The sequence below is a fragment of the Pontibacter sp. HJ8 genome (genome assembly GCF_054824225.1).
In genome coordinates, this window is the sequence record NZ_JSYF01000044.1 from 1 (window position 1) to 4,883 (window position 4,883).

A 4,883-nucleotide genomic window follows, 5' to 3' on the forward strand; every position below is an offset into this window, starting at 1 on the left:
TCCAATGCTTGACAGGTCAGCGATTTTCTGATGTGCTCAATCTGGAATGGCGTGATATTATCAGAGACAGTAGCGGACAATTATGGTGGCACTTATTTCAAATTAAAGGTAATAAGCCAGAAATGGTAGAAGTACCTATTGTAGCGCCCGCTGAAAAAATCTTAAATAATTTAAGTAGCCAACAAAGCGGCGCAAAGGTGTTTCAGGAAATATCAAACCAAAAGCTTAATGTGTACATAAAAGAACTTTGCGAGTTGGCTGGCATTAACAGTCATATTAACAATGTTAAGTACAGCGGCAAGAAAGCTGTAAACCTGTCTGGCCCCAAGTACAAGTTCATTTCAAGCCACACGGCACGGAAAACATTTGTGACCATATCGCACCACTATGGCAATATGACAAAAGAAGCTATTCGTGCCGTAACAGGACACGCAAACGACAAGATGTTGAACGTGTACTTAGGTAAAGACACCAAGTATGTAATGAATGAAATGCACAGAGCATGGTCAAACATCTAATTAAAGGGGCTTCGGCCCCTTTTTTATTGGATTTTTAAAATTTTTCAGAAAACCTGCCACCAACTGTATGCACCGCGCTACCTTTGCACTGTATTCACGAAACAACCCAAATAAGAATGCCACAGGCACTTTCCCAAGTTGATTCTCGTGTACATCAATCAGCCTACAGGCATAATAAACATTTTTAAATTATTTAATTATTTTAACTTTTAAACAACGTGGTAAATCTTGTTGACTTGAACTCTATTGGCCTTGATGCCCTTCTTAACGCCCTTGCGCACCGTGTTTGTGATGAATTTGAAGAGCGATTTATGAAAAACCTGCCTGCATTCAGTGCAGAACCATCCGCTGCGCCAACACCTGAAGAGCCTTGGACTACCAAACAAGCGTGTAAGCACCTTAAAGTATCAGTGCCAACACTTAGAAAGATGGTAGAATCTGGTGCAGTCATTAAGCTAGAAACTGAAGGCGTAAGAGGCAACCGTTATTTACCTTCAACGCTCAACCAAGCCTTCAAACCAGTTAAAGCAACCCGATAAATCAAATTCATTAAATCATTTAATAATCCCGACATGGACAAAAAAGCAAGTGTACTTTCCCAGCTTAAAGCTTCGACCTTTCAACGCATGGTTTACAGAAAAGCCAATTTTAATGTGCTGTACCCTGACGGAGTGTGGGAACTGCATGCAGCCACAGAAGTAGAGCCGAACGACATTTTCAAGTGCCCATTAACTAGGCCACAGGCTTGTGTGTACGCTGACATAACACCAGCTAAATTAAAGAAACTGGTGACTAATGGATATCTACCAGAACACAAACTTTCAGGATACAACGGCAAAGCGTATGTCCATGAAGAGATAGCCCATGCCTTGGAAGTGTATGACATGTACAACTAGCAGCCATAAAGATATTTAACACTATGACGGTGCAAATTCCAGTGACGTTGGACGTGGACAGAATGCTTGAGCGGAGACCACCAGTAGACATAGAAAATTTTAGCAGGGACAAGCTGATGTACATCATCAGTTCTGTGGCCTTCATGGAGACATTCAGGCACGACCTGATTATAGGCGGCTATGTGCCTGTAAACTCCACCTACCTACAGCGCCACGCGGGTATCAGAAACTACAACCAGTACCTTGACTATCTAGTGGCTAGGGGCGTGTTTGCAGTCATCGGCTATGTCAATGGCTATCACTCTACGCTATACAGCCTTAAGCCCCCTTTCAATGGCGAGACCAGAACGGTGACCCTGACAGACAAGCGCTTTATTAAGTCACTTGAAAAGGACACGCGGAAAGACAAGGCAAAAGAACTGCACAAAAACTTGTGGAAGTGGTTCTCGCACGGCAATTTGAGAATTGACAGGGACGCGGCATTTGAACGCCTGCACAAGAAGTACCCGCTTAACATGACACCAGAACAAACGTCCGTTTTCCTTGGCGACGACTACTGGCCTGAAGAAGACCTGTCAGCGAAGCATAACCACATGGCGCGTATCATTGACATTATCCATTCGGGTGACATTGAAAAGCTGCCTTTCGTAGTGGACGAGACGGCGGGCAGGCTGCACACAATCCTGACCAGCATGAATAGGGACTTCAGACACTTCCTGACCTACGGAGGGAAGCGATTGGCAAGCATTGACGTGAAGTGCTGCCAGCCGTACCTGACGCTGCTACTGTTCAATCCGAATTTCTACAAGGTCAAGACAAGGGGGCTTCCTGCGGCGGAGAGACAATTTTTAAATAACTTAATGAATGGCATAGATAAAGGGCATGTTCCTAAGTCTTCATTGTCTGGTTCTACTATGTCTGGTGAATCTGGTTCTACTATGTCTGGTGAACATGTACTCTCTCTCATGTCTCTTAATGACAATGAACACGTCTCTGTCTCTGTCTTCCCTTCTATCTCTTCTCTTTCTACACCCTTTATGTTAGTAAATGAGATACAGAAAGGCATAGAAAAGGGGCTTCACGGGGACGTAGAGCAATATTTCAGAGATATTTTAGTGAGTGACTTTTACACAGAACTAAGCAACGCGTTCAATAGGGAACATGACCAGAACACGACACGAGACAGTGTAAAAGAAATGTGGAGCATGGTTGCCTTTGGCAAAGTACGCGCTGTCAATCACGTATCCACGCCTGACTTCTACAGGTTTTTCGCCAAGCGCTACCCAACTGTGTTAAGACTGTATGACACCATTAAGGCGGAGAAGTACCAGAACATGGCGCACCTGTTGCAGCAGATTGAAGCGCACATAGTACTGAAAGTGTCCAGCAAGCGGGTGACCAGACTGAAGCCGCGTGTGCCGCTCTTCTCCATTCACGACAGCCTTGTGACAACAATAGACCATGTGGAGTTCGTGCGTTCTGTCATGGAAGAAGAGTTAAGCAGACTGGTTGGGTACAAGCCTAAACTGAAGATAGAGCCGTGGTCTGTGGAAGCCCTTTCAGAGCACTTTGAAGCCGCGTAATTCAAGCCAAAACAAGGCGTTTTCAGCCCCTGTAGCTCGCGGCAATGTAACACTAGCTGCACGATGCTAGACGCGCCTAAAACGCCTTAAAACACCTTTAAATGAAGTGCTTACTATGCTGCTACAACTCGCTATAAGACACGTCCTTTAGGGCTCCACAAGCACTGATTCACCTGTCAAATTTAAGTAGTTGGGCAGGCTCCACTTCTAGCGCCTTAGCCAATGCCATCAAGGTCAGAATGGTTAGGTTATGATTGCCGTATTCAATGCGCTGCACCTGTGACACGGATAGGTCAGCTTCAAAGGCAAGGTTAGCCTGTGTCAAACCGCGCCTGTTGCGCAGTTCTTTTACATGCTTGCCGAAGCCTTTTAGAAAAGTTGTGCTGTCTGTGCCTTTCACACAGCAAAAACACGGCTTTTTTTAATTTACAACACAGCATGTATGCTGTATTTCCTTATATTGCAGCTGGAAATTTCACCCTTATTTTGATGGAAACAACGAATTTGACGCGGCCCGCTGATACAGTTGGCACGTCAGCAGCGCCTACCCTGCAACAATGGCTCAAGGTTAATCCTAGGCGCTCAATTAACGACTACTACAGAGAGTTTGGGGTACAACCAGCGCCTTCCTACTCCACTGCCTACAACGCGCCTGTAGCGGCTCCTGTGGCCTATAACACAGGCTACAGCCACTACTCAGAGAACCATGCCACGATTCACAACACTGTGTTTGTAGGGTCAAAAAAAAGCATATTAGCAGCACTTGCCCTGACGTTCCTGTTGGGCCCTTTGGGGCTGTTCTACGCTTCCATTTGGGGTGCCTTGCTGATGATTCTGGTAGACGTAGCTGCGTTCGTCCTGTTTCTGACTTCCTACGGGGCGCTCGCAGTTCTGCCAAGTTCTTTCGCTGCCATAGGTCTTTTTGGCGGGCTTGTCTGGCTTGTAGTGGTGCAGTGGCCCGCCTGTATGATTTGGGCGCTCATAGCCTGCATAAGGCACAACAGCAGGATAGACAAAATGGTAATCAGAAATAGCTACTAAACAGCACATGAAACAGTTTCTACGCTTATCTATTGCCGCTGGCCTCGCGCTATCATTTTCAGCCTGCGACTTCATAAATAACCAGATTTTGCAGAAGTCTGTGAAGGGCACCTTCCTTAACCATGAAGGCTATGGCTACGAGTTCACAGAAACGAAAGTGTCTTTCCTTGCCAAGCGCAAAGACGGGAACGGTTACCATGAATTACTGACCCGCAGCTACAAGATAGAAGACGGGAACCTGTACATTGAAAACGTTGTGTCAGGCGAACTAAGTCTTGGTGATTTTAAATTTAAAATTTTGCACCCTGACACAATTAAGATGGTTGGTGGCGGGCTAATGAGTGTCAGAGAAAACGACAATGACCCTGAACTGATGTTTGTCAAAACAACACGATGATTTTTTAAATTTCAAATTGGCATTAACAATTCACATCAGAATTAAGCACTTGTTAAGTTGAGTACAAGATTTAATCTTCAAGTGTAGGCGGGAGACCACTTTTATGCTATCCTAAAGGTTTCCTATAATCCAAGTAAAAAAGGAGCCAAGTGCTGCTCCAACAACCAAAAGTAGCAAGTCATCTTTTTTCCTGCTAAAGAAATTGCTTTCATCGCTTCGGTTTAAAATTTTAATACTGGAGTGTCTTCTAACATCTTGCCATATTAGATATGGATATAAGGCTAGGAACATCGCCACAGTTATTACAGTTATAATGATATTTGGAATACCAAAAGTGGGTATGCTAATCCCAAATAAATAGGCTATTGTTAGGTAAATAGCAGGACCCAGCATAAGGGAATAGCGCACGTACGTAATGTATCGTTTTTGGCGAGCTGAAAGGATTTCA

Annotated in this window: 8 protein-coding genes; 6 read left to right on the top strand and 2 right to left on the bottom strand. The window is 44.7% G+C overall.

Features of this window, described 5'->3' with window-relative positions; translation table 11 throughout:
* From OB13_RS02555 to OB13_RS02570, 4 genes are all read left to right on the top strand, one after another.
* Positions 1-518, top strand: a 518-nt coding sequence (locus tag OB13_RS02555) for a tyrosine-type recombinase/integrase (RefSeq protein ID WP_461488579.1), incomplete at its 5' end; no start/stop codon positions are given.
* 218 nt (positions 519-736) lie between these two features.
* Positions 737-1,057 (top strand): helix-turn-helix domain-containing protein, encoded by a 321-nt coding sequence (locus tag OB13_RS02560; protein WP_461488580.1) that lies wholly within the window; start codon positions 737-739, stop codon positions 1,055-1,057.
* A 33-nt stretch (positions 1,058-1,090) separates the two neighbouring features.
* Positions 1,091-1,414 carry a hypothetical protein gene (locus tag OB13_RS02565; protein WP_461488581.1) on the top strand — a complete coding sequence of 108 codons (324 nt, stop codon included), beginning with the start codon at positions 1,091-1,093 and terminating at the stop codon, positions 1,412-1,414.
* Positions 1,415-1,443: 29 nt separating this feature from the next.
* Complete coding sequence (locus tag OB13_RS02570; protein WP_461488582.1) at positions 1,444-2,997, top strand: hypothetical protein; 1,554 nt, start codon at positions 1,444-1,446, stop codon at positions 2,995-2,997.
* Between the two features lie 169 nt (positions 2,998-3,166).
* Here OB13_RS02570 and OB13_RS02575 read toward each other — a convergent pair whose 3' ends face one another.
* A complete protein-coding gene (locus tag OB13_RS02575; protein ID WP_461488583.1) occupies positions 3,167-3,397 on the bottom strand; it encodes a helix-turn-helix domain-containing protein in 231 nt (76 codons plus the stop codon).
* A gap of 89 nt (positions 3,398-3,486) precedes the next feature.
* Here OB13_RS02575 and OB13_RS02580 point away from each other — a divergent pair, with 89 nt between their 5' ends.
* Together OB13_RS02580 and OB13_RS02585 are read left to right on the top strand one after the other, a co-directional pair.
* Positions 3,487-4,038 (top strand): hypothetical protein, encoded by a 552-nt coding sequence (locus OB13_RS02580; protein ID WP_461488584.1) that lies wholly within the window; start codon positions 3,487-3,489, stop codon positions 4,036-4,038.
* Positions 4,039-4,045: 7 nt separating this feature from the next.
* Positions 4,046-4,435: a hypothetical protein gene (locus OB13_RS02585; RefSeq protein ID WP_461488585.1), complete on the top strand. Its 390-nt coding sequence runs from the start codon at positions 4,046-4,048 to the stop codon at positions 4,433-4,435.
* 111 nt (positions 4,436-4,546) lie between these two features.
* Here OB13_RS02585 and OB13_RS02590 read toward each other — a convergent pair.
* On the bottom strand, positions 4,547-4,883 hold a 337-nt coding region (locus OB13_RS02590; protein WP_461488586.1), incomplete at its 5' end, for a hypothetical protein.

Bases quoted from the DNA above. Each gene is read 5' to 3' on its own strand.
- OB13_RS02585 (WP_461488585.1), top strand. From the start codon at position 4,046: ATGAAACAGTTTCTACGCTTATCTATTGCCGCTGGCCTCGCGCTATCA.
- OB13_RS02580 (WP_461488584.1), top strand. From the start codon at position 3,487: ATGGAAACAACGAATTTGACGCGGCCCGCTGATACAGTTGGCACGTCA.
- OB13_RS02565 (WP_461488581.1), top strand. From the start codon at position 1,091: ATGGACAAAAAAGCAAGTGTACTTTCCCAGCTTAAAGCTTCGACCTTT.